We start from the raw sequence: 23,552 nt of genomic DNA, 5'->3' as shown, positions 1-23,552 counted from the left end.
TCACAGATCTGGAGTTGCACCCAAGAACGTTCTTATAAAACCCGCAGTTTCTCTGGCCTGCCACGTTGGCCAGATTCTTGCAGCAAGATCTGTGCCGCATTTTGAAATTTAACATTCGACGACGTGGAAACCTTGCTATCTGGCTCACGATTAACATGGTTGCACAAAGTTGCAACATGAGTGATAGTGCTGGCCACGCCGTACCGAACCACTTTTAAGGAGCACTGGAGTCATGGGTACAACCACCATGGGTGTAAAACTGGATGATGCGACTCGCGAGCGCATTAAACTGGCCGCACAACGCATCGATCGCACGCCGCACTGGCTGATCAAGCAAGCGATTTTTAACTATCTTGGCCAGCTTGAAACGGGCATTTCACTGCCGGAAATTCCGCTGTCGGCATTGGCCGCGGCAGAAGGTGATGAAGCCGCGCCAGACGAGTCCCATCAACCGTTCCTTGACTTCGCTGAGCAGATTCTGCCGCAGTCGGTTACGCGTTCTACGGTGACTGCCGCCTGGCGTCGCCCCGAAACGGATGCGGTACCGATGATGTTGGAACAGGCGCGTCTTCCTGCTCCGCTGGCAGAAAAAACCCATCAGTTAGCCTACAAGCTGGCTGACAAGCTCCGGCACCAAAAAGGGGCAACTGGGCGCGCTGGGATGGTGCAAAGCCTGTTGCAGGAGTTCTCTCTCTTCTCAGGAAGGTGTTGCGCTAATGTGTTTAGCGGAAGCGCTGTTGCGTATTCCTGACAAGCCTACCCGCGATGCGTTAATCCGCGACAAAATCAGCAACGGCAATTGGCAATCGCATCTTGGCCGCAGCCCTTCCCTGTTCGTCAACGCGGCAACCTGGGGTTTATTGTTTACCGGTCGTTTGGTCTCTACCCATAACGAAGCGAATCTTTCGCATTCGCTTAACCGTATTATCGGGAAAAGTGGCGAACCGCTGATTCGTAAAGGCGTAGACATGGCGATGCGCTTGATGGGAGAGCAATTCGTTACGGGCGAAACCATTGCTGAAGCGTTGGCAAATGCCCGCAAGCTGGAAGAGAAGGGTTTCCGCTACTCCTACGACATGCTGGGTGAAGCCGCGCTGACCGCCAGCGACGCCAAAGCCTATTTGGTCTCTTATCAACAGGCGATTCACGCGATTGGCAAAGCCTCAAACGGGCGCGGCATCTATGAAGGCCCTGGCATTTCGATCAAGCTTTCTGCGCTGCATCCACGCTATAGCCGCGCGCAATATGAACGCGTAATGGAAGAGCTTTATCCGATTCTGAAATCGCTGACGCTGCTGGCGCGCTCTTATGACATCGGTATTAACATTGACGCAGAAGAAGCCGATCGTCTGGAGCTGTCGCTGGATCTGCTGGAAAAACTCTGCTTCGAGCCGGAACTGGAAGGCTGGAACGGTATCGGCTTTGTGATTCAGGCTTACATGAAGCGCTGCCCGTTTGTGATTGATGAATTGATCGATCTGGCGCAACGCAGCCGCCGTCGCCTAATGATCCGCCTGGTAAAAGGCGCCTATTGGGACAGCGAAATCAAACGTGCCCAAATGGAAGGCCTGGAAGGTTATCCGGTTTATACCCGCAAGGTGTATACCGACATCTCTTATCTGGCCTGCGCCCGCAAATTATTGTCGGTGCCGAACCTGATTTATCCGCAGTTTGCGACCCACAATGCGCATACGTTGGCGGCCATTTACCAGCTGGCGGGCAATAACTATTATCCAGGTCAGTATGAATTCCAGTGCCTGCACGGGATGGGTGAACCGCTCTACGAGCAGGTGGTGGGCAAAGTTGCGGATGGCAAACTGAATCGACCTTGCCGCATTTATGCGCCGGTAGGTACGCATGAAACACTGTTGGCTTACCTGGTGCGTCGTCTGTTGGAAAACGGCGCCAATACCTCATTCGTTAACCGCATCGCTGACACGTCGTTACCAATTGATGAGCTGGTGGCCGATCCGGTTAGCGCAGTGGAAAAAATGGGTGCCAGCGAAGGGGCTATTGGCCTACCGCATCCGAAGATTCCATTGCCACGTGAGCTTTATGGCAAATACCGTGTTAACTCTGCCGGTTTGGATATGGCCAACGAGCATCGCCTTGCGTCGTTGTCCAGCGCCCTGCTCAGCAGCGCGGCACATCCCACTGTGGCACAGCCGATTATTGATGGCGAACTGATCGCGGGTGAAACCCGTGCCGTCATTAACCCTGCCATGCCAAATGATGTTGTGGGCCACGTACGTGAAGCCAGCGAGCAGGAAGTGTCGCAAGCGCTGGATGCCTCCGTGAATGCGGGTCCGATCTGGTTCGCAACGCCACCGGAAGAGCGTGCCGCCATTTTGGAACGCGCTGCAGAGATCATGGAAAGCCAGATGCAACAGCTGCTCGGCATCCTGGTGCGTGAAGCGGGTAAAACCTACAACAACGCCATTGCAGAAGTGCGCGAAGCGGTCGATTTCCTCTATTACTATGCGGGCATGGTGCGCGATGATTTCGACAACGAAACGCATCGTCCATTAGGCCCGGTGGTCTGTATTAGCCCGTGGAACTTCCCATTAGCGATTTTTACCGGCCAGATTGCTGCTGCGTTAGCGGCGGGTAACAGCGTGCTGGCTAAACCGGCTGAGCAAACGCCATTAATTGCCGCACAGGCGGTGCAGATTCTGCTGGATGCAGGCGTTCCAGCTGGCGTGTTGCAGCTTTTGCCCGGCCAGGGTGAAACTGTTGGCGCACAGCTGACCGGCGATGAGCGCGTACGTGGCGTGATGTTTACCGGTTCAACCGCTGTTGCCACGCTGCTGCAGCGTAATCTGGCGGGTCGCCTTGATCCTCAAGGCCGTCCTACCCCACTGATTGCAGAAACCGGCGGCATGAATGCAATGATCGTCGACTCCTCGGCGCTGACTGAACAAGTGGTGACGGATATCGTGGCATCGGCCTTTGACAGCGCCGGTCAACGCTGTTCTGCCTTGCGTTTACTCTGTATCCAGGCCGATGTTGCCGATCACACCCTCAAAATGTTGCGCGGTGCGATGGCAGAATGTCGTATGGGTAATCCTGAGCGTCTCTCAACCGATATCGGTCCGGTGATTGATGCCGAAGCGAAAGAGAACATTGAGCGTCACATTCAGGCGATGCGCAATAAAGGCTTCACCGTGTATCAGGCCGTGCAGGAAAACCCGCAGGACAGCAAAGAGTGGGCAACCGGCACCTTTATCAAACCAACGCTGATTGAACTGGATCAGGTCAGTGATCTGGATAAAGAAGTTTTTGGTCCGGTGCTGCATGTGGTGCGCTTCACACGCAACGATTTACCTAAACTGGTCGATCACATTAACGCTTCTGGTTACGGGCTGACGCTAGGCGTCCACACGCGCATCGATGAAACCATCGCGCAGGTGACGGCCAATGCCAAAGTCGGCAACCTTTACGTTAACCGCAACATGGTGGGTGCGGTGGTGGGCGTGCAGCCCTTTGGCGGCGAAGGCTTGTCTGGAACCGGCCCGAAAGCGGGTGGCCCGCTTTACCTCTATCGCTTGCTCTCTCACCGCCCGGATGGCGCGCTGCGTCTGACCTTTGATCGTCAGGATGCTGAACGCCCAGCAGACAGCACGCTGCGTCAGGCGCTGCTGGAACCGCATAAGGCGCTGAGCGAGTGGGCAAAAGAGAAGCCGGAGTTGGCGATGCTGTGTCAACAGTATGCCGATCTGGCGCAGGCCGGAACGGTACGTCTGCTGCCTGGCCCAACCGGCGAGCGCAACACCTTCTCACTGTTACCGCGCGACAGCGTGTTGTGTCTGGCCGATAACCAGCAGGATGCGTTAACTCAGCTGGCTGCGGTAACCAGCGTCGGTAGCACAGCGGTGTGGCCGGATGACGAATTACATCGCACCTTGCTGGCAAGCCTGCCTGCCGCAGTGAAAGCCCGCGTTAGCCTGGCGAAAGATCCGCTGGCTGAAGCGTTTGATGCGGTGATTTATCATGGAGATGCCGATCAGCTCCGCACGCTCTGCGAACAGATTGCTGCGCGCAACGGCGCGATTGTTTCGGTACAGGGCTTTGCGCGTGGTGAAACTAATTTGCTGCTGGAGCGGTTGCTGATTGAGCGCTCACTGAGTGTGAATACTGCTGCCGCAGGTGGGAATGCCAGTCTGATGACCATCGGGTAAGGATGGAGGTTCGGGGCGCGAACCGGGCGCTTGGGTTCGGGGCGCGAACCGGCGCTTGAGTCCGGGGCGCCGAACCGGGCGCGGTGGCTGTTTCGTTCGCCCGCCAGCCGGGCAGTTTCATTTCCTCCCTGCGGGCGACCGACAAGGGTTGCTGAGCGGCAACCCTTGACCCGCGCTTCCGGCCAGCCCCCTCGCCGCTTCGCGGTTCCCTCGTTTTTTCACGATTTCTGACGGACCGGACGGATTCGCCATCCCTGGCTCACCCCGTCCTCATCGCGGCATCCCTGCCGCTCGTCCTGAAATCCCTCACTCTCTCGGCGAGTGAAATGGCCTCTGGCAGACCCCGCTGCAACAGCGGCACCTTTTCTTGTATGTTTAGCGCTGCTGTGAATCTCATAAACCCATTCCGCCTTCTCGCGTCTTCGATTACTGAATTACTACAGACTTGTCTGTGGGCTTTAAATTTATGAACTGAGTTTTGAGTTTTGAGTTTTGAGTTTTGAGTTTTGAGTTTTGAGTTTTGAGTTTTGAGTTTTGAGTTTTGAGTTTTGAGTTTTGAGTTTTGAGTTTTGAGTTTTGAAATTATTTTTGGCGCATCGGAGTTTCAGACGAGGATGTATGTAAGAAAGAAAAGAAAGTGGCAGGCGGTGGGGTGCCGGAGGCATACGCAGCGCTGAGGAAAGAACGGAGGCCAGGGCGAGCGGCAGGGATGCCGCGAAGAGGCTGGGTCGAGCCAGGACGGCGAGTCCAGCCGGTCCGTCAGGCCGGGTGAGTGACGAAGGAACCGCGCGAAGCGTGGCGCGGAGTCTGCCGGACGCCGGGATTGTTAAGGGGCTGGCGTGAGCCCCTTAACACGTCCGCCTGCCCGGAGCAGATGAAACTGCCCAGCGCCTGGCGGGCGGAATCTTCACGGAGTGAGTCACCTGCACAGCCCGCTGCAAGCGAAATCCGCACTCCGTGCACTGACCTTAGCCCGCTGCAAGCGTGAAAGTGCCCACATTGGGCACCCTCCCTCCGCTACACCGACGGACTGCGGTTCCGCTTCATCCCAATCAACGTTGGGAAAATAAACAGCGATTGCCCCAATCCACGGTTGGTGAGCGACCACACAGCAACCGAACAGAGTGAACAAAGGGCCACGATAGCCAACGGGTAGAAGCACGCCCATATAAACGAAAACCAGGCCTGTTCAAACAGATGGTGACGTTGGGCAAACAAAATCGCCGACATGCCAAAGAACTCAATGAAGATGCGATGTATCACATAAATTTGTAGCGTGTTGCGTCCAATCCAGTTCATGTAAGACATACTGAAATGCTGGTTTAGCCAGCGACAGGCGGCCACACTAAACAACACCGCGATAATGCAGGTAAACAGACTTTTATCGAGTCCAAAAATCACATGGATACCGGCCAGCGCCGCCAAGATTGCCCAAGGCATGAAGTTCTCACGACGCCATTCGCTGAGACGCAACATGGTGCTGCTGCAAAAAGCGCCCAATAAAAAGAACAGAAAATATTGCGCAACGCTTTGCGGTCCCCAATACGGAATGATTTTCTCGACAGCAAGATAGTTAAGGACCACCGCCGCGATAAACAGCGCCAACTTATATTGGCGAAACATCTTCGCACACAGGAAATATATCGCCAATCCGTACAAATACCAGGAAGTACTCATGGCCATAAAGGTTAATTTTAGAAATTCAAATAAAGAACCTGCATAAGCAGCGTTTAAGTTTTGAGAAATACGTTGACCGGTAATTTCAGTGGATATGCCAACAATCGACCACCATTGAATGAATCCCCATAATATATAAAGGTAGAATAGATTAGTAATTCGGCTGGTGAATACCTGTTTCCATGGCCGCTTCATAATTCCATTCGTCGCCAATAAACCAGAAACAAAGAAAAAAGCTGGCATTCGTAACGGCGACAAAACAGTATTAAACTGCACCCATATTTCAGCAGGAATCCATCCCGCAGAGAGATATTTCAGCGTGCTTTCAAACCCAGGCAATACTGTGTGATACAGCACGACCAACAGAATACAGGCGCCTTTTAGGGTATTCACCCACAATATTTCATCTGACTTGGTGTTGTTCATTTATTGACTCCTGCTGTGTGGTACAGAATGCTGAATAAACAATGCGAGGTATTGCACTAGGTTTTTAGAATTATTAGGTGATTATTCGCCAATGAAGGATGGGTGAATGTAGCGAAACTCTTAAAAGTCTTGGAGTGGCCCTGTTACAAACAGTTATTTACGCTATCTCATGTTTCTTTACATTAGCTGCGCATAAATAATCCTGCTTAATTTTAAACACTAAGAAGTGAAAATGAATTTGGCTATTATCGCCTGCAGCATATTTAAATGAGAGAAACCTAAGGGCAATTAAACCAGAATAAAGTGGGCGAGTAGAAAAGATTTGTCAGATGCGTCAAAATGTTTAACGAGAATATAAAACATATGCTATGCAGAATTAAATGGGTAGGATTACGTGTAGGAATGAAATAAAAAAGGCCAGAATATCTGGCCTTATCGGGATTAACGTTCGCCAGGCACCTCTTCAGGTTTAACGGGCTGTCGCAGTAAACGCGGATACACAAACAGCATGCGTCCCGGACCACGATTAAGTATTGACCATACCGCTAAAGAGATCAGCACGCATAGCGTGACACCGCACACTGGCATCACTAACGCCCACGTCCAACTGAAGGCTGCCGTGCCAAACCAACCATAATGTAATGCCAGCGTCAGCGCGCTCAGGCCCAGCAGTTCAATGAAGATACGGTGCAAAACATAGATTTGCAGCGTGTTGCGGCCAATCCAGTTCAGCCATGCCATGTTAAAGCGCTCATTGAGGAAGCGGCACAGCACAATGCCAAATACGATGGTCAGTAAGCTATAGAACGGATTTTTATAATGGCCGACTGCATGATGTGCAATGCCGACTACCGCGATCGCGGCTAACCACACCCAGTGGCGGCCTTCCAGCTTGCTTAACTCAACCAGCGCCTGGCTAAAGAAAACGCCGAGCAGAAAATAGAGATAGTTCTGCGCCACGCTGGCCGGGCCCCATCCGGGGATGAGATTGAATTGGGCCGCATAGTTCGCCACTAATGCCAACACCACCAGGGCGATCTTTTGTTTGTGGAACAGCTTGGTAGCAAGGAAAAAACCTGCCAGCGCGTAGAGATACCATAAGCTGGTCATTGACAGCATCAGCAGCTTCACAAACTCCAGCGGCGTATCGGCGTAAGCCGCATTCTTGGTACCCGAAAGCTTTTCACCCAGATGTGTCGCGATGTAGTGAATAGAGAGCCACTGAATCACGCCCCATAACAGGTAAAGATAAACGATATTGCTGAATTTTTTTGTAAAAACGTCCTGCCAGCTTTTTTGACGATGGAGCTGCAGGCCAGTAAACCAGAAACGAAGAAAAAGGCTGGCATTCGTAAAGGTGAGAGATACTTATTAAAGGCGACCCACCATTCAGCTGGCGCAATGCCTGCAGTCAGATAATGCAGTGAGGGCGCAAAGGTCGTGATGATGGTGTGGTGTAACACCACCAGCAAAATACACCCCCTTTCAAGGTGTTAATCCAAAGAACTTCTTTCTTCGCTGGCGTACTCATTGTGATGTCCTGATGCCATGTATTTGTAAAGAATTATTTAGATTTATAAAAAAAGTCACAATGAGGTGGAATCCCAAAAGGAAAATTTCAGGGTTTAAGCGGGCAAGGTTTGTCCGAATTAAGGTCTAATTCAGGAAGTTACACTCATATCTTTGCGTTATTTTCAGATAATACCTGGATGAAATAGTTAACAGCAGTAATGCGCCTTCCTGGCGGAAGGCGAGATAATTACTGATTCAGGAACTTTTCGAGGAATTGGCGGGTACGTAATTGCTGCGGATTGCTAAACAACGCCTTCGCGTCACCTTGTTCAACGATGCGGCCCTGGTCCATGAAGATAGCGCGATCGGCTACGTCGCGGGCAAAGCTCATTTCATGTGTGACGATCACCATGGTGCGCTTCTCTTCTGCCAGCGCCCGTATAGTGTTCAACACCTCGCCTACCAGCTCGGGATCCAACGCAGAGGTCGGTTCATCAAACAAGATAACTTCCGGGCGCATCGCGAGCGCACGGGCGATTGCCACACGCTGCTGCTGCCCGCCCGAAAGACGACGAGGAAAACTCTCCTCTTTGCCCTGCAATCCCACTTTTTCCAGCAGTGAACGCGCTCGGGCTATCGCTTCTGCTTTCGGTTCACCTTTTACGATCACCGGACCTTCGATGATGTTTTCCAGTACCGAACGGTGAGGAAAAAGGTTGAAGCTTTGAAAGACAAAGCCCACCTGCTGACGTAAACGACGAACCTGCTCTTTCTGTTTACTCTGCGCCAGCGCGGCTTCAATGGTGATGTCACCCACTTTGATGCGACCGCTGTCTGGAACTTCTAACAGGTTTATGCTGCGAAGTAAGGTAGTTTTTCCTGAGCCACTCGGCCCAATAATCGCCACTACTTCACCGGAGGCAACGTCAAGATCAATGCCGTGCAGCACCGTTTGGCCGTTGAAGGTTTTGACCAGTTTACGCACTTCAATGGCACTCATTTCGACTCCCGATCCTGACGGTTAACGTGATCTTCCAGACGGTTTTGCAACATAGACAACAGCGTCGCCATCACCCAATAGATCAATGATGCTGCCAGATACATGGTGAACACTTCCAACGTCCGCGAGGTGATCAACTGCGCCTGACGGAACAGTTCCGGCACCTGAATGGTTGCCGCCAGCGACGTGTCTTTTACCAGGCTGATAAAACTGTTACCTAACGGCGGCAATGCCGTACGCGCAGCCTGAGGCAGAATAACGCGACGCAGCGTTTGCCAACGCGTCATACCGATACTGGCGGCCGCTTCCCATTGGCCACGTTCAATCGCAGAGATTGCGCCACGCAATGATTCTGACGCATACGCCGCCGTATTAAGCGACAAACCAATCATCGCCGACGGGATCGGATCCAGCTCAATGCCGAACTGCGGCAAACCGTAATAAATCATAAACAGTTGCGCGATCAGCGGCGTGCCACGGAAGATCGACACATAGATGCGGGAGAGCCAGCTTATCGGCCACAAGTGCGACAGGCGCATCAGCGCAAGGATGAAACCCAGCACCAGGCCGAAAAACATCCCGCCAATGCTGAGTTGCAGCGTGAACAGCGCGCCCTTTAACAAAAAGGGTGCTGAATCCAGCACCAGTTGTAAGCTTTCCTGCATTATTTAGTCACGTCCGCGCCGAACCATTTTTCGGACAGCTTGCTGAGTGAGCCATCTTTCTGCATATCGGCAATCGCCTGATTAATCGCTTTCAGCAGATCATCATCGCCTTTACGCAGCGCTACACCCGATTCCAGACGTGAAAACGCATTCCCCGCCACGGCCATGGTGTTGCCGGTCTTTTTCACCAGATCCAACGCAGCCAGACGATCAACCAAGATCGCATCAAGACGGCCTGAGCGCAGATCCTGATATTTGGTTGGGTCATCATCGTAGGTACGAATATCCACGTTTTTAACGTTATCTCGCAGCCACTGCTCGTAGTTAGAACCTAAGCCGACACCCACTTTCTTACCGGACAAATCTTCAGGCTTAGTGATGGTGCCCGCTTTGGCTTTCATGGTCAGCGCCTGGACACCAGAAACAGTGTAAGGCGTGGAGAAGTCATACTTCTTCTTACGGTCATCAGAGATGGTGACCTGATTGATGACCACGTCGATACGCTTAGAATCCAGCGAAGCCAACATGCCGTCCCATTTGGTCGGTTTCAGGCTGGCCTTCACGCCAAGGTGCTGCGCCAGCTGCTCGGCGAACTCCACTTCAAAACCGGTCAGCTTGCCGCTTTCATCCTGGAAGCTGAACGGCGGATACGTTCCTTCAAGGCCAACCAGTAACGTGCCGCGATCTTTCACTTTATTCAGCAAATTTTCTGCCGCGAAAGTATTGACGTTAACGCCGGCGACCAGCGCCATCGCCATAACGCCCAGCGCCAGTTGGCGACGTACACGAGAAAAAACCATATTCACCCCAATTTATTAGTATGTGATGTGTGTTGTGCGGCAGCGTTTGCTGCCGAGCCTTACTGAGTAAGTTTTAGATTATAAACTGGATTTTTCCTGCTGTATCAGACTGAAGGGTGATAAGCAAATAACGCCGGTGCGCCGCCCGTATGAATAAACAGCAGCGGGCCTTCGCGGCGGAAGCGATTTTGACTGATGCCATCCAGCAATCCCGCCATTGCTTTGCCGGTGTAAACCGGATCGAGCAGGATACCTTCAAGGCGCGCCAGCAGTTTTACCGCTGCCATGCCCTCTTCGTTCGGCTCGCCGTAGCGGGGTGCAAAGTAATCATCCCAGAGCGTGATGGGCGCGTTGGCGGTTAGCGCTAATTGTGTTGCCAGCGGCTGACGAATGCGCTCGACCACTGGCAGCTGCGCTTCTACTGTGCGTGAAACCGTTATGCCAACCAACTCAGTTTCTGGCAGCAAGTGCTCCAGACCCACAGCTAAACCCGCGTGGGTTCCAGCGCTGCCTGATGCCACCACCACAGCGGCGAAATCCACCACACCTTCGCTTTGGTGCGCAATCTCCTGTGCGCATTCAACATAACCCAACGCGCCAAGCGTATTCGAGCCGCCCACCGGCACCACATACGGACGGAAACCCTGCGCTTCAAGCCGCGTGGCGTGTTCAGCGAGTTGTTCATGAGGATTATGCAAGGCATCAACCATGACGATTTCGGCATCCATCAGGTCGAGCAGCAAGCGGTTCCCGTTGCTGAGGTAGTTTTCTGAGGCAGTACCAATCGGATTTTCAAGCAGGGCAACGCATTTCAAACCCAGCCGAGCGGCGACGGCCGCGGTTTGCCGCACATGGTTGGACTGGATTGCGCCCGCAGTCAGCAGCACGTCGGCTCCTTCACGCAGCGCATCAGCGGCCAGGAATTCGAGTTTACGCAGTTTGTTGCCGCCCATCGCTACTGGCGTGACATCGTCACGTTTTATAAAGATATCGCGGGCAAGATAGTCGGAAAGACGGGGTAAATGCTCAAGCGGCGTGGGTGCGCCCAGCAGTTCCAGACGAGGAAATTGATGAATAAGATGTAAAGACAAGGCTGCCTCCAAGGCATTGCGCAATGATCTTTACAGTGTTGCAGAAGATGAGGAAAGGATCATCCGTAAATCTGCGAGGCGCTGCACGCGAGCAACTATTCATTGCTCGCGTGCTATCCATTCAGCCGCGAATGGCCCCTCAGTTTTGCTGCCAACCCAAAAATTGGTCGTACTTACGCAACGCAATGCGGTAATTGTTATTACCCGCATCCGGTAAATCACGTTCCAGACACTCATGCCAGCTATTACCTTGCAGTCTGTCGGCAGGGAAATTTTTGGCTTTCAACATGTCGTCCAGCCGACGTAGCCGCACCACGTATTCACGTATGGTGCTGGGGCTCATTTCAGTCTGTTCGAACAAATATTGCTTAAACGCCATAATGTCGAAATAGTTTGGATGGGTATTACAAAAAATGTCGCTGCAAAAACGACATAACGCGGTCAGTTCAGGCTGAAGTTTCAGCCACAGTGGTTCATCAATCATTTGGTCCATCCGAGCGATGGCCTCTTTATTGATGATCTGACCGCGAAAAACGAGCGCCATACGATCTAATACCTTGCCACAATGCGAACAATGACTTTGGCTGTGTTTATAGTCTTTAAGATAACGACTTAACGGTCTGGCTTTGGTTTTGGCTCCCATTGCTGAGTCCCCGGTTTCTTATATTTTTGAATCGCCAGGAACTGATACTGCTAGCGCGCTCCCGTAAGTCGGGCACGCAGGCGTTTGATCGCCTGACTGTGCAGTTGGCTGACTCGGGATTCCCCTACATCAAGCACCGCGCCAATCTCTTTCAGGTTCAGTTCTTCCTGGTAGTACAGTGTCAGCACCATCTTTTCGCGATCGGGTAACGCTTCGATCGCTTCAATGACGCGCTCACGCAGACTCCCTTCTAACAACTGATGAAGCGGATTAGCCTCTTCGTGGCCTTCCGTCACCAGCTCCGCACTGTCGCCGTGTTCTTCTCGATACTCGTCGTAGGAAAAGAGTTGGCTGTTGTTGGTGTCCAGCAAAATCTGCCGGTACTCCTCCATCGAAACATTCAACTGTTGAGCCACTTCCTGCTCGGTAGCAGCACGCCCCAACGTCTGTTCTACCTGATGCATGGCACCGGCTACCTCGCGTGCGTTACGACGAACGCTACGTGGTGCCCAGTCCCGACTGCGAAGCTCGTCCAGCATTGAGCCACGAATGCGCTGCACTGCATAAGTGGTAAAGGCGGTGCCCTGCAGCGCGTCATAGCGCTCCACGGCATTCAACAGACCAATGCCACCTGCTTGCAGCAGATCGTCAAGCTCAACGCTGGCTGGCAGACGCACCTGAAGGCGCAGCGCTTCGTGCCGCACCAGAGGAACGTAACGCTGCCAGAGCGAATGCTTATCCATCACGCCATCGGCGGTATAGAGATTGTTCACGTTGACTACCCTGCGTTAATGAAGTTATCGGCATGATTATCCAATTCTGTAGGGTTTTTGATTGGGTGAATAGGCGGGGTAAATCGAGGTTATTTCAAATTTGTTATATCAGGAGGCGACGATTACGCCCCCTGTGAAATAGATTAGCGCAGCGCGAGCAGGCGCTGCCGCGTGCCCGACGGCACAGCATCCCATAATGCACAGGTCTGCCCTTCCAGCGCCTGATAAAACGGGCTTATACTTTCAAGCGCTTCTTCACCCGGATGAAAATAAATCCGTCCCGATTCACCATCAATATTAATCAATCGGTTAATGAATAAACGCTGCAAATCACTGCGTAAAAACAAGCCGTTATCCACGCTGTTGTCGGCTAAAAAGCCCTCTTCGTTTTCACGCGTATCGATATAACAGGCTTCAACCCACGGCCAGTTATGACGATCGGTAAGACGCGTGCCGGTGATCACGCAGGCACCATAGCGCGCTTTAACTGCGGCGGTGAATTCTGTCTGACTGGCGCGTTGCAGCACTTTGGCTTTGACGCGCCGCCCCACTTCTGTGCCAGGCATTACCGCTGTAGGCACTTTATGTTGCGGCGTGCTGAGGACCACAATGAACTGAATGCGTCGCGACTGCGGGAAACAGGGATTGGCCTGCGGATTAAACAGCTGCCAGTACTCCTCTTCTTCATCCTGGCGCATCAGCACCAACTTATAGCCGCGACTGGTCAGCAGATTCTGCGCCACCGCGGAGTGCGGATCGATCATCGCGTAAACCCGACTCTCTCCCATCACCTGCCAAAGATTCTCTTTTTTGCCCTGCTCGCTGCGGCGGAAATAGAGAAACGGCAGTTGCTGCTTTAAATAGTGCTCAAAACGGCGCAGATAGTTTTTGCGCTCATTGTCGTTAGAAATGAACAGCAAATCTTCTTGTGGACTGTTGCTCTCTTCATGGGCAAACACCGCGCGAATTTTCAGCGTGCGGAAGCTGGTGCTGGGACTGAGTAAAGCGCGTGCCGTTAACTCTTTATCATCAGGGTATTGCTGGGAGTAGCGTAAGGCGATCTCTTCGAAGGTCAGCAGCTCACCCGGTAACAAGTCATAATTGAAGCGCATAGACACTCCAGAAGTCGGAAAAAAGGATCAAACGTTGTGTTGTTGTAAAAGGAGTTATCGGCAGACACGGCGGGATCTGTAACGGGGTGTTAACGTTTGCTGGCTTTAGCATGATGTCATGCTTAACGGGGCAAAATTTGCTTAAAAAAGCCCGCCAAAAGCTGTATTTATTTGACGGGCTTCATTGTTTTAGTTGTTTAAGGAGTCCAGGCTTTTACCCAATCCTGCAAATTTTCTCCGGTCAACATCCAGTCACGACGCAAAATTTTCTGTAGTTCCAAGCCATTTTTTTCACTGTAATCCAGATCATTCAAATGGAAACGTATTGCATCGCACCAGTCTTTGAAACGGTTTTTTACCCGTGTTACTGGCAATGGTGTGTCACGGTAGCATTCAACATCGCTACAGATAACTGGAATACCACATGCGCCATATTCCATAAGACGCAGATTACTCTTACAGATGTTGAATATATTGTCTTCCACTGGCGCTAACGCGAGGTCGAGGTTGAGCGAGGCTAGCTTCTCAGGATATAAACTAATATCAACGCCAATGTGCAACTCATGAATATAAGGGCGTAGCTTCATAGGACACATGCCAAAAAATACCCACTCAACCTCATTAGCAAATTCTTTAACCACGTCAACGATCATTTCCAGATCGCCAGTATGACTCGCACCGCCCGCCCAACCTACTCGAGGTTTGCGTCCTTGGTTACGTAAACTTTGTAGGTTACCCCACCACTCAACAGGCAAACGGTTTGGCATCACTCGAATATCACTGTGCATACTGCTTAATGCTTCTGCGAGTGGCGCAGTCGAAACCACAAAACGATCGAAAAAGCTGAGACTTTTTCGCAACTGGGCAGTAATTTCCTGCGTGAAATCGCGGCGGCGATAATGCTTCATTGGCACATTTAAAATGTAATCATCTAACTCAAACACTTTAAAAACGTCGCTCATTTTTCCTACGCGCTCAATCCATTGATGGAAAGCGGGAGAGTATCGACGCTGAATAATCAGTGAGTCCGGTTTGTACTGATTTAGTTCGCTGTGCGTCAGCAGAGAAATACTCACCTTTCCGTCAGCCAGACCTTCGCGCTGCATCGCTTCAAAAGGCGTAATAACGCGATAATAGCCGCAGCCAGCCACATCGGCGTTATGCGCCATAATTACAGGCACATTCGGTCGTTGAGCAGGTCGCCAACAAAGTGAACTCTCTTTGTTGAGTTCAAAATGACGGCTGCGTAAAGATAAATTGCTGTTATAAGCTGGATCACGAGAAACTACAGGCATCCATCGCGCATAAATTTTATCTTCTTCGAGCTGTTTTAATCGGTTTGAATTGTGCACTGTTTCGCCTACAAACTGGCTTTGGCGTGCGGCCGGACGCAAAATGCGCGCATAAGGCGTCCAGACGGTTAAATATCCCAGCTGTCGAGCCCTTAAGCAAAAATCAACGTCATCAAAAAGTGCCAGTTCGACATCAAATCCTTTTAACTCATCATAAATAGCTTTACGCACCAGCATGAAATCGCCGGAAACCGCCGTATAGTTCTGGTCTAATTGCAATCGACCTAAATAGCTTGGCTGACTATCTTCCTGTCCTCGAAAGCACTCCCCTGCAACACCATTGACGCCTAAAACGTAACCCGCATGGCGAATTTTATTATTGGAAGCAAGCTGCTTGCCTCCCACAACGGCCACTTCAGCTCGCTGCCCATGATTGAGCAAATTATCAAGCCACTCGCCGTCAGTGACAGCCAGTTCGCAATGCATAAACATCAAATAGTCACCACGAGCGTGACTGGCGCCTAAATTCGCCATCGCAGCATGGTGGAAAACCGCATCAAATTTCACAACGCGAATGCGCGTCTCATCCACCGCGCTGATCCCTTCTAACCAGCTCTCGCGTTCAGGGCTGCTGTGATTATCAGCAACGATGATCAGCTCATAATTGAGATAGGTAGTTTTTTCTAGCAGCGAAGTGACACAACTGATCAGCGAAGGTAAATGCCAGTTAACGAGGACAACAAATGACACCGTTGGCGTGGTCGGATGCTGATAGCGCAAACGATAATTGTAAAAGCTGTCGAGCGCGATTTGCGCATTGGGATAACCACGATTATTCAAATGACGCGTAATAATTGCTGCATCTTCTGTCAACTCACGACTTTTCAAACGGCCCGTCAGCAAAGGTTCTGAGAGATGACCGACAACATTGAAACCTTGTGACTCTATTAACTTAAGAATTAAATCGAACTCAGCCGCGGCAGGATATTGGGTGTCAAAACCTTCTGCTGCCTGAAGCAGTTCACGGCGGTAGAGCCAATGTTGCGCCATGGTTTTTGGCGAGCTTAACAACAGATCCAGATTGAAGTCAGGACGGAAAGCTATGCCAGTGGGTTGTCCGTCAATGTGGAAAAACTCATCAGCGTATAGGGCTAAGAGGCCTTCTGCCTGTGGCAAATTTGCGGACAACGCAATAAGACCTGAAGCATTAAACTCATCTCCCGCATCAATAAAGATAAACCACGCATGATCGTGCTCATTAATGATGTGATTCAGGGTGCTCAGACGTTGTTCAGCTGTTGATGGATAGCACAGCAAGTCAGTATGATTATCGAAACCTTCACCGACTAAAATCGGCTGGAGGCTTAATATTGGCAACGTTTGTTTTTCTAATGACGCGAGCGTTAAAGTGAGATGTGCCGCTTTTTCCTGGTCAACATTAATCACCACAGCAATGCGTGTTGCCTGGTCAGGATTGACGGCGGACGCAATTAGGTATTCTGTTTGAAAATTTTTAAGCGTTCGCTCATCCAGCCAGCAATGAAAACTATTCAAGTTTAAATTTTTATGCTGTAACGCATTGAGATTCTGGCGGCGGAAATTGATTGGATCAGATAAAAGCGCAACTCGCACGCTATTCGCCGGACCACTCTGCTCCTGATACCAAGCTTTATTGCGTATATGGTTAAATACCGCTTCACGTTTTTTGATGATGTGTTCCCTGCCCTCATGCTGCTGTGGCTGGGTATAAACATCAGAAACGCGAATAGAACAGAGCGGTTTTGTAAAATAAACCAGATGTCCTTTGGTAAGCAGTTTACTGTAGACAACCAGCGCTTCCGCTCCTTCCATTCTTTCGCTATCACAATTTAATAAAGGCTGCTCCTGGGATATTAAGGCCAAGAGATCTTCTCGGCGCAGAAGCGCAGCGGTTAATTCACCAATTAAATTAAAATGCAGAGTGGTTTGATAACGCAGGAAATCCAGGCCGTTGACCACGCTGTCATCCGTTAAGAAAGCCGCAGTCGCCACGATATCTGGCATGACTTTGCCTTTTGCATCAATACGCGTACGTTTTGCGGCGGCGACAACACAATCAAACTGAGATTCCATACCGGCAGTCAGTGTACTGACACAATTCACAGCCAACAATTCCGCGTCAGTCATGAACTTAATGTATTCACCTTCAGCGGCGGAAATTGAATCCTCATGGATGCGTTCATGATCCGTGGCGTACTCAAGGTGACGAACAGGATGACCCGGCTGATTCAAATAAGGTTGCAACATCTGCGTGATAAATTTATCACCACTGTAGTCTGCAACTAAAATCTCACAACGGGAATAATCTTGAGCTAAGGCGCTTAGTAACGCTTTTTCAAACCAAGTAGGAATTTGAGCAGTAATAATAATACTGACCAACGGTGTATGAGGCATTTGAGTCATTCTCCCAGACTGCCTGAGCGCCTGTGGAATCAGGGTGCAGGACAGAAATATTTTCCCTCATCATATTCAGCTAAATGAAATTCAATCGTTCAAGTAGGTGATAAAACCATCGTCAATATGCGCTATTAACGTGCCCATTTTGTCAGACCCATAAATTAAAAAAACCCTGCCAGCATAATGCTGACAGGGTTGTGTTTTTAGACGTTAATCTCTGTCTAACAAGACTAACGTTTATTGCTTTGCCGGGCTTATTAGCCCTGCAGCAGAGACAGAACCTGCTGTGGAACCTGGTTAGCTTTAGCCAACACTGAGTTACCCGCCTGCTGAACGATCTGCGCTTTAGACATGTTTGAAACTTCAACTGCGTAGTCAGCATCCTGAATACGAGACTGTGCTTCAGACAGGTTAGTCGTAGTGTTGTTCAGGTTGGTGATAGCAGAATCCAGACGGTTTTGCACCGCACCCAGGCTTGAACGGAAGGTATCAACAGAAGCGATAGCCTTGTCCAACAGAGCCAGTGGATCGTTAGTTGAAGCACCAGTGTAAAGTTTTGCGTTGCCAGTAGCAGAAATATCGCCCACGTCGCTGCTGGTTGCATCGTTAGCCGTGTCGCCGCCGTTGTCCAGAGTACCGGTATCAGCGCTGTAGTTTTTGCCCTGAACGCTAACGAAGCCTACCGCGTTGCCGCTGGCATCTGCGCCAACTTTAACTGCAACACCGGTCATCACGCCGCTTGCAACACCGTTTTCGGTATCAGTGTAATCAACTTCAGTGGTGTTCAGAGTGACGGCGCCGCCTGAACCTACAGATACAGCGTAGTTGTCATCACCTGAAGAAACAACGTAGGTAGATGTAGCAGCACCGCCAGAAGTCTGTACGTTATGCAGTGACAGGCCGCTTGCATCCACACCCAGAGAGGACGCTACTGCGCTCAGGTCAACATCAGCCATCGCACCAGAAGAGGCATCACCCACTTTAGTGATGGTATCGCTCAGTTTCAGGCTGTTGCCATCTACAGAGAAGCCTTTCAGACCCAGAGTAGAAGAGTCGATTTTTTCAGGTCGATAGAGATAGTTTCGCCATCGTTAGAGCCAACCTGAATTTTCATGGTGCCGTCTTTAGCCAGTACGTTCACGCCGTTGAACTGAGTCTGACCAGAAACGCGGTCAATTTCGTCCAGACGTGATTTGATTTCGTCCTGGATTGAAGACAGGTCAGAATCAGAGTTGGTGCCGTTCTGTGCCTGTACGGTCAGTTCACGTACACGCTGTAAGTTGTTGTTGATTTCTGACAGTGCGCCTTCAGTAGTCTGCGCAGCAGAGATACCGTCGTTGGCGTTACGAGCAGCCTGAGTCAGGCCGTTGATGTTAGAGGTGAAACGGTTGGCAATTGCCTGACCAGCAGCGTCATCTTTAGCGCTGTTGATACGTAAACCTGAAGACAGACGCTCGATAGAAGTAGACAGAGCAGACTGGTTCTTGTTGATGTTGTTCTGAGTGATCAGCGAGAGGCTATTGGTATTAATGACTTGGGCCATGATAAATTTTCCTGTTAATCAAGTCTTTCGGTTAAGGTGTGGGCTTCAACCCGCCGGCTTCAACGCCGTCAATGTTGTTATCGTCTGCCCTTGAACAACCTTTAGAATTTTTTAGGACCAGGCCAACTTTTTCTGCTGGTTCCTGTCACGCTAATGTTTATCGCCCACCCTCAGAACTTCTTTAGCGTTAATTGAACATTTTTCTAGTCGCCGAAATACCCTTCTCTATATGTCCTATTCGGTTTATTAGCGATGCGTAAATAACCTTAAACTTTACTTAATAAAAGCCGATAACACCGGTATTCAAACTCCGTGTCGACCATATAAAGGAAACAACATGGCTAGTATTTCTACCTTAGGTATCGGTTCAGGCCTCGATTTAAGTACTATTCTGGATAGTCTGACCACTGCAGAGAAAGCGTCATTGACGCCGATTACCACGCAACAGTCCGCGTATACCTCTAAGTTGAGTGCTTACGGCACGCTGAAAAGTGCATTAACGACGTTTCAAACCGCCAACACCAAACTGAATGATGCCGATCTGTTTACCGCCACTACGGCAACCAGCAGCTCCAGCGCATTTAGCGCCACCACATCAGGTAGCACCGTGGCCGGTAAGTACACCGTCAGCGTAACGCAGCTGGCGCAGGCGCAAACCCTGACGTCAGCGGTGCAAACCAGCAACACCACTGCATTGGGTGACAGCGCTGCCAGCCGCACAATGGCTATCACGCTGACCGATGGCACCAGTAAAAACATCACGCTAACCGCCGAACAAACCTCACTGACCGGCATGCGCGATGCGATCAACAGTGCCGATGCAGGCGTCACCGCCACGATTATCAAAGTGGGTGACGGAAGTTATCGTTTATCAATGACCTCCAGCGAAACCGGCAGCGACAACGCCGTCAGCAAAATTGAAGTCACCGGCGACGATACGTTACAAGCCGTTGTGGGTTATGACGCTTCAACCACCACCAATGCGATGACCGAAAGTGTGACGGCGCAAAACGCCAAGCTCACCGTGAACAACGTGGCGATTGAAAGCAGCAGCAATGAAATCAGCGATGCCCTGGAAGGCATCACGCTGAATCTCAATGACACCACAACCGGTAACCAGACGCTGACGATCACCAAAGACACGTCAAAAGCGAACAGCGCCATTACCAGCTGGGTCGATGCTTACAATACCTTGCTGGATCAATTCACTACGTTAACTAAATACACTGCAGTTGATGTCGGCGCTGATGCGCAAGACTCCAGCAACGGTGCGTTACTGGGCGACAGTACGCTGCGTACCATCCAGACCCAGTTAAAAACCATGCTGACCAATGCGCAAAGCTCATCGACCTATAAAACTATGGCGCAGATTGGCATCACCACCGATCCTACCAGCGGCCAGTTAGAACTCGACTCTGACAAACTGGACACCGCACTGAGTACAGATCCGGACGGTGTGAAAGAGATGATCGTTGGTGACGGCAAAACCACCGGTATCACCACCACCATCGCGACGAATTTGACCGGCTGGCTCTCATCAACCGGCATTATTCAGGCGGCGACTGACGGCGTCAGTAAAACTCTGAATAACCTGACCGATCAGTACAACACCATGAGCACGCGTATCGATAATCTGGTGGCGCGCTATAAAGCGCAGTTTACCCAGTTAGACGTGCTCATGAGTTCGCTGAACACCACCAGCGACTACTTAACTCAGCAGTTTGCGACTTCCACAAGCTCCAGCAGCAGCTCATCGTAATAAGGAGTAAACATGTACAGCGCAAATGGCACGAAAGCCTATGCAAAAATCGGCGTCGAAAGCGCCGTGATGAGCGCCAGCCAGCATCAGCTGGTTGTGATGCTTTTCGACGGTGCGCTTAGCGCGCTGGTGCGTGCCCGCCTGTTCTTACAGGACGGCAACATTGAGGAAAAGGTCTTTCCCTCTCAAAAGCGATCAATATTATTGAAAGCGGACTGAAACAAGGCCTCGACGATCACAGCGGTGATGAACTTGCAGATAACCTGCTGGGTCTTTACACCTACATGGTACGTCGTCTGTTACAAGCCAATCTACACAATGACGTAGAAGCCATCGAAGAAGTCGAAAGCCTGCTACGCAATATTGCCGACGCCTGGAAAGAAGTTGCGCAACCTCAAACCCTGATTCAGGACGCCGTTTAATGACTCTTGCACCGCATCTGATTACGACTTACCAACAGTTACTGACGCTAAGCCAGGGGATGCTGCGCCTTGCAACCGACGGCGAATGGGAAGCGTTGATTAGCAAAGAGATGGATTATGTCAGCGCGGTGCAGAAATTAGCGCGTTCAACAGAGGACGCCGCGCCTTCTGTTCAGGTTCTGGAGCAGCTGCGCCCCGTCTTACGTCATATCCTTGATAATGAAGCTGAAGTGAAGCGTCTGTTGCAGATACGTATGGATGAGCTGGCCTCGCTGGTCGGTCAATCTTCACGTCAGAAATCCGTGCTTTCCGCTTACGGTAAGCAAGGCGGTATTGTGATGGTGCCGCGCGAAACCCAATCCTAGTTTCCTGCCTTTAACGTGTCGCGCAGATATATTTTTCAGCGCGACGCGCCTTTTTTCCCGCTTACTCCATACTTGATTTTCATCATCCCTCATGGAGTGCAGCGATGCAAAACCCAACCTTATTGCAGTTTTTCCATTGGTATTACCCGAAAGGCGGCAAACTGTGGCCAGAAGTTGCAGAGAAAGCGGCTTGGTTGAGTGAAATCGGAATTACGATGGCGTGGCTTCCACCCAGCTACAAAGGGGGATCGGGTGCAGATTCTGAAGGTTACGATACCTATGATCTGTTTGACCTGGGTGAATTTGACCAAAAGGCAGCATTGCCACCAAATATGGTGACAAGCAGCAGTTATTAGCCGCTGTTGATACGCTGCGCAGCCACAACGTTGGCGTGGTCATGGATGTGGTGCTGAATCATAAAATTGGCGCTGATGAAAAGGAGAAAATAAAGGTTAACCGCGTCAATCCTGATAACCGAGAAGAGATTGATGATGAAGTACTCGAGTGTGAAGCCTGGACGCGCTTCACCTTTCCGGCGCGCGCGGGCAAATATTCAAAATTCATCTGGGATTACAAATGCTTTAGCGGCGTGGATCATATCGAAAATCCCGACGAAAACGGCGTGTTCAAAATCATCAATGATTACACGGTCGAAGGTTGGAACGACCAGGTTGATAATGAACTCGGCAATTTTGATTATCTGATGGGTGCCAACATTGACTTCCGTAACAACGCGGTGAGTGAAGAATTAAAGTATTGGGCGCGTTGGATTATGGAACAACTGCCCTGCACCGGATTTCGTCTGGATGCAGTGAAGCACATTCCTGCCTGGTTTTATAAAGAATGGATTGATCACATTCAGGATGTCGCCAACGAACCGATGTTTATCGTGGCCGAATACTGGGCGCATGAACTTGATAAATTGCAGCAATATATCGAGCAGGTTGACGGCAAAACCATGCTGTTTGATGCGCCGCTGCACTTGAACTTCCATCAGGCTTCTCTGCAAGGAAGTGAATATGACCTCAGCCAGATATTTGCAAATTCACTGGTGGTCGCCGATCCCTGGCATGCCGTGACCATCGTTGCTAATCACGATACACAGCCGTTGCAATCACTGGAAGCGCCCGTTGAGTCATGGTTTAAACCGCTGGCATATGCGCTGATTTTGCTGCGCGAACAAGGCGTGCCGACAATTTTCTACCCTGACCTGTTTGGGGCCAACTATGAAGATGAAGGTGATGATGGCGAGATGTATAACATTCAGATACCGGTGATAGCTGAACTGGAAAACTTGATTCGTGCCCGCCAGATTTACGGCTGGGGCGCGCAAACCGACTATTTTGATCATCCGAACTGCGTGGCGTTTAGTCGCAGCGGCACGGAAGAACATCCCGGCTGTGTGGTTATCATGTCAAACGGTGATGAGGGTGAGAAAACGGTGGCGATGGGCGCAGGTTATGCTGGCAAATCCTGGAGCGATTATTTAGGTCATCGCCTGGAAACAGTCACTACCGATGAAGAAGGTAACGCAGTTTTTCTGTGTAACGGCGGCAGCGTGAGCGTCTGGGTGGTGGATAAGAAGTAGTTTGGCGTCGTTTGCCCCCACCTTAATCCTCTCAGGTGCGAGGTCGTTTGTCCTCCACCTCGCTCCCCATAAGTGCGAGGTCGTTTGTCCCCCACCTCAATCCTCCCCCATACATGGGGGAGGAAGATGCTGCCATATGCGAGTATTGAAGCTGCATGCGGCAGCGTCTCCTTCCCCGCTTCGCGGGGAAGGCCGGGATGGGGGACAGCGTACTCCACTTCAACATCTTAAGTGCGAGGTCGTTTATCCCCCACCTCGGTCCTCCCCCAT

Annotated in this window: 11 protein-coding genes and 6 pseudogenes; 5 read left to right on the top strand and 12 right to left on the bottom strand. The window is 50.9% G+C overall.

What is annotated here, in order from left to right; genetic code table 11:
- The first annotated feature begins 232 nt into the window (after positions 1-232).
- Positions 233-4,178, top strand: a pseudogene (gene putA / locus KQP84_RS11000) (trifunctional transcriptional regulator/proline dehydrogenase/L-glutamate gamma-semialdehyde dehydrogenase).
- Between the two features lie 1,017 nt (positions 4,179-5,195).
- On the opposite strand, the gene KQP84_RS10995 reads toward putA, so the two are convergent.
- The 12 genes and pseudogenes from KQP84_RS10995 to KQP84_RS26170 form a co-directional block, all read right to left on the bottom strand.
- Entirely contained in the window at positions 5,196-6,281 is a 1,086-nt protein-coding gene (locus KQP84_RS10995; protein WP_215846563.1) for an acyltransferase family protein, read from the bottom strand.
- 441 nt (positions 6,282-6,722) lie between these two features.
- A pseudogene (locus tag KQP84_RS10990) lies at positions 6,723-7,812 on the bottom strand (acyltransferase family protein).
- A gap of 228 nt (positions 7,813-8,040) precedes the next feature.
- Complete coding sequence (gene tcyN / locus KQP84_RS10985) at positions 8,041-8,793, bottom strand: L-cystine ABC transporter ATP-binding protein TcyN (RefSeq protein ID WP_215846562.1); 753 nt, start codon at positions 8,791-8,793, stop codon at positions 8,041-8,043.
- Positions 8,790-9,458 (bottom strand): cystine ABC transporter permease, encoded by a 669-nt coding sequence (gene tcyL / locus KQP84_RS10980; RefSeq protein WP_215846561.1) that lies wholly within the window; start codon positions 9,456-9,458, stop codon positions 8,790-8,792. The genes tcyN and tcyL overlap by 4 nt, the downstream gene beginning before the upstream one ends.
- Positions 9,458-10,258 carry a cystine ABC transporter substrate-binding protein gene (tcyJ, locus tag KQP84_RS10975; RefSeq protein WP_215846560.1) on the bottom strand — a complete coding sequence of 267 codons (801 nt, stop codon included), beginning with the start codon at positions 10,256-10,258 and terminating at the stop codon, positions 9,458-9,460. Before tcyJ ends, tcyL begins: the two co-directional genes overlap by 1 nt.
- 104 nt (positions 10,259-10,362) lie before the next feature.
- Positions 10,363-11,349: a D-cysteine desulfhydrase gene (locus KQP84_RS10970; protein ID WP_215846559.1), complete on the bottom strand. Its 987-nt coding sequence runs from the start codon at positions 11,347-11,349 to the stop codon at positions 10,363-10,365.
- Between the two features lie 139 nt (positions 11,350-11,488).
- On the bottom strand, positions 11,489-11,992 hold the full coding sequence (gene fliZ / locus KQP84_RS10965; RefSeq protein ID WP_215846558.1) for a flagella biosynthesis regulatory protein FliZ: 504 nt from the start codon (positions 11,990-11,992) through the stop codon (positions 11,489-11,491).
- A gap of 50 nt (positions 11,993-12,042) precedes the next feature.
- A complete protein-coding gene (locus KQP84_RS10960; RefSeq protein WP_215846557.1) occupies positions 12,043-12,765 on the bottom strand; it encodes an RNA polymerase sigma factor FliA in 723 nt (240 codons plus the stop codon).
- Positions 12,766-12,908: 143 nt separating this feature from the next.
- Complete coding sequence (locus KQP84_RS10955) at positions 12,909-13,877, bottom strand: HNH endonuclease signature motif containing protein (RefSeq protein WP_215846556.1); 969 nt, start codon at positions 13,875-13,877, stop codon at positions 12,909-12,911.
- A gap of 197 nt (positions 13,878-14,074) precedes the next feature.
- Positions 14,075-17,611 carry a glycosyltransferase gene (locus tag KQP84_RS10950; RefSeq protein WP_309140148.1) on the bottom strand — a complete coding sequence of 1,179 codons (3,537 nt, stop codon included), beginning with the start codon at positions 17,609-17,611 and terminating at the stop codon, positions 14,075-14,077.
- A gap of 251 nt (positions 17,612-17,862) precedes the next feature.
- Positions 17,863-18,141, bottom strand: a pseudogene (locus tag KQP84_RS26175) (flagellin); the annotation flags it as partial.
- Between the two features lie 420 nt (positions 18,142-18,561).
- Positions 18,562-19,148 (bottom strand): annotated as a pseudogene (locus KQP84_RS26170) (flagellin N-terminal helical domain-containing protein); the annotation flags it as partial.
- Between the two features lie 337 nt (positions 19,149-19,485).
- On the opposite strand from KQP84_RS26170, the gene fliD reads away from it, so the two are divergent.
- The 4 genes and pseudogenes from fliD (at position 19,486) to amyA (ending at position 23,282) form a co-directional block, all read left to right on the top strand.
- Positions 19,486-20,907, top strand: coding sequence for a flagellar filament capping protein FliD (fliD, locus tag KQP84_RS10940; protein WP_215846555.1), 1,422 nt, complete (start codon positions 19,486-19,488; stop codon positions 20,905-20,907).
- A 12-nt stretch (positions 20,908-20,919) separates the two neighbouring features.
- Positions 20,920-21,329, top strand: a pseudogene (gene fliS / locus KQP84_RS10935) (flagellar export chaperone FliS).
- Entirely contained in the window at positions 21,329-21,694 is a 366-nt protein-coding gene (fliT, locus tag KQP84_RS10930) for a flagella biosynthesis regulatory protein FliT (RefSeq protein WP_215846554.1), read from the top strand. Before fliS ends, fliT begins: the two are co-directional and overlap by 1 nt.
- Before the next feature lie 104 nt (positions 21,695-21,798).
- Positions 21,799-23,282, top strand: a pseudogene (gene amyA / locus KQP84_RS10925) (alpha-amylase).
- Positions 23,283-23,552: the final 270 nt, after the last annotated feature.

Origin of the sequence: Candidatus Pantoea bituminis (assembly GCF_018842675.1) — a bacterium.
Classification (GTDB): Bacteria; Pseudomonadota; Gammaproteobacteria; order Enterobacterales; family Enterobacteriaceae; genus Pantoea; species Pantoea phytostimulans.
Note: the sequence above shows the minus strand (reverse complement) of the source record. Positions and strands in the feature narration are given on the sequence as shown.

Coding starts and splice junctions, on each gene's coding strand:
- KQP84_RS10995 (WP_215846563.1), bottom strand. CDS start 6,281: ATGAACAACACCAAGTCAGATGAAATATTGTGGGTGAATACCCTAAAA.
- tcyN (WP_215846562.1), bottom strand. CDS start 8,793: ATGAGTGCCATTGAAGTGCGTAAACTGGTCAAAACCTTCAACGGCCAA.
- tcyL (WP_215846561.1), bottom strand. CDS start 9,458: ATGCAGGAAAGCTTACAACTGGTGCTGGATTCAGCACCCTTTTTGTTA.
- tcyJ (WP_215846560.1), bottom strand. CDS start 10,258: ATGGTTTTTTCTCGTGTACGTCGCCAACTGGCGCTGGGCGTTATGGCG.
- fliZ (WP_215846558.1), bottom strand. CDS start 11,992: ATGGGAGCCAAAACCAAAGCCAGACCGTTAAGTCGTTATCTTAAAGAC.
- KQP84_RS10955 (WP_215846556.1), bottom strand. CDS start 13,877: ATGCGCTTCAATTATGACTTGTTACCGGGTGAGCTGCTGACCTTCGAA.
- KQP84_RS10950 (WP_309140148.1), bottom strand. CDS start 17,611: ATGACTCAAATGCCTCATACACCGTTGGTCAGTATTATTATTACTGCT.
- fliD (WP_215846555.1), top strand. CDS start 19,486: ATGGCTAGTATTTCTACCTTAGGTATCGGTTCAGGCCTCGATTTAAGT.
- fliT (WP_215846554.1), top strand. CDS start 21,329: ATGACTCTTGCACCGCATCTGATTACGACTTACCAACAGTTACTGACG.